This window comes from Polaromonas sp. P1_G4 (assembly GCF_056405475.1).
The window spans coordinates 1-5,097 of the sequence record NZ_JBFUCA010000311.1; the positions used below are offsets into that span (position 1 = coordinate 1).

5 protein-coding genes are annotated in these 5,097 nt (G+C 62.5%); all 5 read left to right on the top strand.

The genetic code is table 11. The features are described from left to right. Nucleotides 1-707 (top strand): methionyl-tRNA formyltransferase (gene fmt, locus AC1D1X_RS15250; protein WP_477698580.1); only part of this gene is annotated, 707 nt, incomplete at its 5' end. Between the two features lie 34 nt (nt 708-741). Further along, on the top strand, nt 742-1,488 hold the full coding sequence (locus tag AC1D1X_RS15255) for an AzlC family ABC transporter permease (RefSeq protein WP_477698581.1): 747 nt from the start codon (nt 742-744) through the stop codon (nt 1,486-1,488). Then, nucleotides 1,485-1,820, top strand: coding sequence for an AzlD domain-containing protein (locus AC1D1X_RS15260; protein WP_477670632.1), 336 nt, complete (start codon nt 1,485-1,487; stop codon nt 1,818-1,820). The genes AC1D1X_RS15255 and AC1D1X_RS15260 overlap by 4 nt, the downstream gene beginning before the upstream one ends. Before the next feature lie 325 nt (nt 1,821-2,145). Beyond that, nucleotides 2,146-3,339 carry a phosphoglycerate kinase gene (locus AC1D1X_RS15265; RefSeq protein ID WP_477698582.1) on the top strand — a complete coding sequence of 398 codons (1,194 nt, stop codon included), beginning with the start codon at nt 2,146-2,148 and terminating at the stop codon, nt 3,337-3,339. A 180-nt stretch (nt 3,340-3,519) separates the two neighbouring features. Beyond that, complete coding sequence (gene pyk / locus AC1D1X_RS15270; protein ID WP_477670751.1) at nt 3,520-4,953, top strand: pyruvate kinase; 1,434 nt, start codon at nt 3,520-3,522, stop codon at nt 4,951-4,953. The last annotated feature ends 144 nt before the right edge of the window (nt 4,954-5,097 follow it).

A 5,097-nucleotide genomic window follows, 5' to 3' on the forward strand; every position in this document is an offset into this window, starting at 1 on the left:
CCTATGGACTCATTCTTCCGCAGTGGGTTCTGGATGTACCGCGGTTGGGCTGCCTCAATATCCACGCGTCGCTGTTGCCGAGATGGCGCGGTGCCGCGCCGATTCACCGGGCCATCGAAGCCGGTGATCCGGAAACCGGCGTCACCATCATGCAAATGGATGCCGGGCTGGACACGGGCGACATGCTCCTGACGGAAAAGCTGCGCATCGCACCCGGCGACACCACGGCTTCGCTGCACGACAAGCTGGCCAATCTGGGCGGGCGGCTCATCGTGGAGGCCCTCGAGATCGCTGCGTGCGGAGGCCTGCACGCGGTCTCTCAGCCCGCGGACGGCATCACTTACGCACACAAAATTGAAAAACATGAGGCATTACTGGACTGGTCGCAAGGCGCTTCCGTACTCGAGCGGCGGATCCGGGCGTTCAACCCGTTTCCCGGCGCGGCCGGTGTTGTAGACGGGCAAACCCTCAAGTTCTGGCGTGCCGAAGTTCTGGCGAATGCGCGTCGGCCGGGGGATGCCCAGGCCGGTGAAGTCCTTGCCGCAGGGCCACAAGGTGTGGACATTTGTGCCGCCGACGGCGTTCTACGTGTGAGCCGCCTTCAAAAAGCCGGCGGCAAGGCGCTGGATGCGTCCGAGTTTTTGCGGGGGTTTGAGATCCGTCCCGGCATGGTCTTCATTCAACCGGATATCGCCAAACAGGGGTGAAAAAAATGACGGAACAGAAAAGGGCGGGGTTTTTGTGAAGACATTCTTCAAGCATCCGGACTTCCGGCTCGGGGTGAGTGAGCTCGCTAGCGTTGCACCTGGCATCGCCGCCTGGGGCCTGATGACGGGCGTGGCAATGGTGAAGTCGGGCATGAGTCTTATCGAGGTGCTGCTGATGGCGGTGCTGGTTTTTGCCGGCAGTTCCCAACTGGCAGCCTTGCCTCTCATCGTGGCGGGCGCACCCATGTGGGTGATTCTGGCTACCTMGTTTTGCGTCAACCTGCGCTTCATGGTCTTCAGCGCTCACCTGCGCCCCTATGTGATGCACCAGAGCCTGTGGCGCCGCATGGCTTTTGGCTACGGCATGGCCGACCTGAACTATGTGCTTTTTACCAAACGCTTCCCGCACCCGGCCGCCGATGCTGCCGGCATTGAAGCCCAGGACGCCTACTGGGTCGGCAGCTGCGGCATGAGCTGGGTCAGCTGGGTGGGTGCCACGCTGGTGGGCATTGCGCTGGCCAATTCCATTCCGCTGTCCTGGGGCTTGGGCTTTGCCGGCATCCTGGCGCTGCTGGGCATCATGTGGTCGCTGGCCACCACCCGCCTGCGAGCGGTGTCTGCAGCCATCGCGGGTGCCGCCGCTGTCGCCACCTTCGCCTTGCCGCTCAAGCTCAATATCCTGGTGGGCATTGCCGTAGCCGTCATCGTCTGCCTGGCGCTGGAAAAATCAGCGCCGGCCAAGCCTGCGGTATCCACTCCCGGAACCGGAGACGCAGCATGAACCAGACCGATCTCTGGACGGTGGTGACCATCATCGGCATGACGCTGATGACCGTCCTCACGCGCTCCTTCTTTTTTCTCTCCAGCAAGCCCTGGACGCTGCCAGGCTGGGCGCAGCGCGGCCTGCACTACGCGCCCATTGCTGCGCTGGCCGCAGTGATCGTGCCGGAAATGGTGATGACGCAGGGCCATTTCATCGCAACCTGGAAAGACGCGCGGCTGTTTGCGGTAGTCGCCGGCACCGCCTGGTATTACTGGCGTCACGGCGTGCTGGGCACCATCCTGGCCGGCATGGCGGTGTATTTGCCGCTGCATATGGGGTTTGGATGGTGAGCCCCCACGGTAAAAATTAGCACACCCCTATCGGGCTCACTGCGTGTAGCCCTTTTCCCCTTGCAGGGGACGGCGCCTGCGGCCCGGCAAAGCCGGTTCCGCGGCCCCTGCTGGCCTTGGTGTTACTCGCTTCGCATCGTGTTTGGTGTCGACTGCTATCAAATCAGTAGCTGCTTGCGCTCGTTCTGCGTGGGCTGGAGGCCGATTTGATGCCTAAATTTACGCTTTCCCGGCTTTGTCTGACGGGCCCAGGCACATACAGGCACCTACAATTTAGGGCTTTGGGCGCTGTGGCCCAAAGCCTTTTTTATTGTGCGAGCGATTTATGAACTTCATCCGTTTCTCCGACCTGTGCGCCAGCGGCAAAGTTGYCGGCAAGCGCGTGTTCATCCGTGCCGACCTCAACGTGCCGCAGGATGACAGCGGCAACATCACGGAAGACACGCGCATCCGCGCCTCGATTCCCTGCATCCAGATGGCCCTGGACGCAGGCGCGGCGGTCATGGTGACATCTCATCTCGGGCGGCCAGTGGAGGGTGAGTTCAAGCCGGCCGATTCGCTGGCGCCTGTGGCCAAACGAATGGGCGAGTTGATGAAGCGCGACATTCCCCTGGCCTCCGGCTGGGTGGACGGTGTGGATGTCAAACCCGGCCAGCTGGTGATGCTGGAGAACTGCCGGCTCAACAAGGGCGAGAAGAAAAACAGCGAAGAGCTGGCGCGCAAGATGGCTGCGCTCTGCGATATTTTTGTGCACGATGCGTTCGGCACGGCGCACCGCGCTGAAGCCTCCACCTATGGCATTGCGCAGTACGCGCCCGTGGCAAGCGCCGGCCCACTGCTGGCCRCCGAGATGGACGCCATCTCCAAAGCCCTTTCCAGCCCGCGCAGGCCGCTGGTGGCCATCGTGGCCGGCAGCAAGGTCTCGACCAAGCTCACCATCCTCAAATCACTCGCCGCCAATGTTGACCAGCTCATCGTGGGCGGCGGTATTGCCAACACCTTCATGCTGGCCGCCGGTTTGAAAATCGGCAAAAGCCTGGCCGAAGCCGACCTGCTGGCCGAAGCCAAAGCCGTGATTGACGCCATGAAGGCGCGTGGCGCCGAGGTGCCGATTCCGACGGACGTTGTCACCGCCAAAACCTTTGCCGCTGACGCGCCGGCCACCGTCAAGGCGGCCACTGACGTCGCCGATGACGACCTGATTCTTGATATCGGCCCGCAAACCACCGCGAGACTTGCGGCGCAGCTCAAGGCGGCCGGCACCATCGTATGGAACGGCCCGGTCGGCGTGTTTGAGTTTGACGCGTTCGCTAAAGGCACCGAAGGCATTGCGCGCGCCGTTGCGGACAGCAGCGGGTTCTCTATCGCCGGAGGCGGGGACACGCTGGCCGCCATTGCCAAATACGGCATTGAAAAGCAGGTCGACTACATCTCGACCGGCGGCGGCGCTTTTCTGGAAGTGCTGGAAGGCAAGACGCTTCCGGCCTTTGAAATCCTGCAAAAGCGCGCGGGCCATTGAGGCGCTACCTGCAAAATGCGGCAAACCGCGGTTTGCAGGTTCAAGGCGCGACACGTTGCATGCAGCGGGCCACCCCTCCGGCTTCTGACCAATACCCCGGATGCGGCGATGGCTTGGTAACCGCCACGTAACTCATTCGTGTAAAAATAAGAAACTAAATTACAGGAGACAGACATGAAGATGCAGCGCCGCGGCACCAAAATCGTTGCCACCCTTGGCCCCGCCTCCAGCGATCCGGCCTTGCTGGAGCAGATGATTCGCGCTGGCGTCAACTGCGTGCGGCTGAATTTCAGCCACGGCACGGCGCAAGACCACATCGATCGTGCCAGGCTGGTGCGAGAGGCCGCCACCCGCGCCGGGCGCGAGGTCGCCATCATGGCCGACCTGCAGGGCCCGAAAATCCGTGTCGGCAAATTTGCCGAGGGCAAGGTGCAGCTTGAGCAAGGCATGAAGTTTGTGCTCGACGCGTCCCGCACCGAGCTTGGTGACATCAACGGCGTAGGCCTGGACTACAAGGAACTGCCGCGCGACGTCAAGGCCGGTGACACACTGCTGCTCAACGACGGCCTGATCGTCATGACGGTCGACAGGGTCTTGGGCGAGCAGGTCCATGCGACGGTCAAAATCGGCGGCGTGTTGTCCAACAACAAGGGCATCAATAAGCAGGGCGGCGGTCTGACGGCGCCGGCGCTGACGGCCAAAGACATGGAAGACATTCGCACCGCAATGAGTTTCCAGGCCGACTATGTCGCGGTGAGCTTTCCGCAGAACGCCAGCGACATGGAAATGGCGCGCCAGCTGTGCAATGTGGCCGGTGCTGAGCACCGCCACAAGCCGGGCTTGATCGCCAAGATCGAGCGTGCCGAAGCGATCCCGAACCTGGAAGCCATCTGCAGGGCCAGCGACGGCATCATGGTCGCGCGTGGCGACCTGGCCATCGAGGTCGGCAATGCGGCCGTGCCGGCGCTGCAAAAACGCATGATCCGCATGGCCCGTGAGCTGGACAAGGTGGTCATCACCGCGACCCACATGATGGAGTCCATGATCACCAACCCGGTGCCCACGCGCGCTGAGGTCAGCGACGTGGCCAACGCGGTGCTCGACGGCACCGATGCCGTCATGACATCGGCCGAGACCGCCGCCGGCCGTTATCCGCTGGAGACCATTGTCGAGATGGCCAACATCTGCGCCGAAGCCGAAAAAGCCGAGGACGTGAAACTGGACGCCGACTTTACCGGCATGACCTTTGACCGCATTGACCAGTCCATCGCCATGGGCGCCTTGTTCACGGCCCACCACCTGGGTTGCAAAGCCATTGTGGCGCTGACCGACTCGGGCTCTACGGCGCTGTGGATGAGCCGCCACCGTATCCATATCCCCATCTACGCGCTGACGCCCAAACTGGCGACCCAGCGCAAGATGGCGCTGTACCGCAATGTCAGGCCGCTGCTGATGGACCAGAGTGTCGAGCGCGACACCGCGCTCGGCGATGCCGAGGCCCACCTGAAAAAACGCGGCATCGTCGAAAGCGGTGACATTTATGCCATCACCTGCGGCGAACCCATGGGCGCACCGGGCGGCACCAATATGCTGAAGATCTGCAGGGTAGCTTAAAGATATGGCCCCCACGGTCGCTCACTTCGTGTAGCTCCCTGCCCCCCGAGRGGGCCGCCCGCCTGCGGTCTGGCAAAGCCAGTCCCGCGGCTCATGCTGGCTTKAAGAGTTCTTTRAGCGCWACCAGCGGGGTATTCCACCAGC

What these genes read in the sequence shown, in the direction of transcription:
- pyk (WP_477670751.1), top strand. Translation starts at nt 3,520, where the DNA reads ATGCAGCGCCGCGGCACCAAAATCGTTGCCACCCTTGGCCCCGCCTCC.
- AC1D1X_RS15260 (WP_477670632.1), top strand. Translation starts at nt 1,485, where the DNA reads ATGAACCAGACCGATCTCTGGACGGTGGTGACCATCATCGGCATGACG.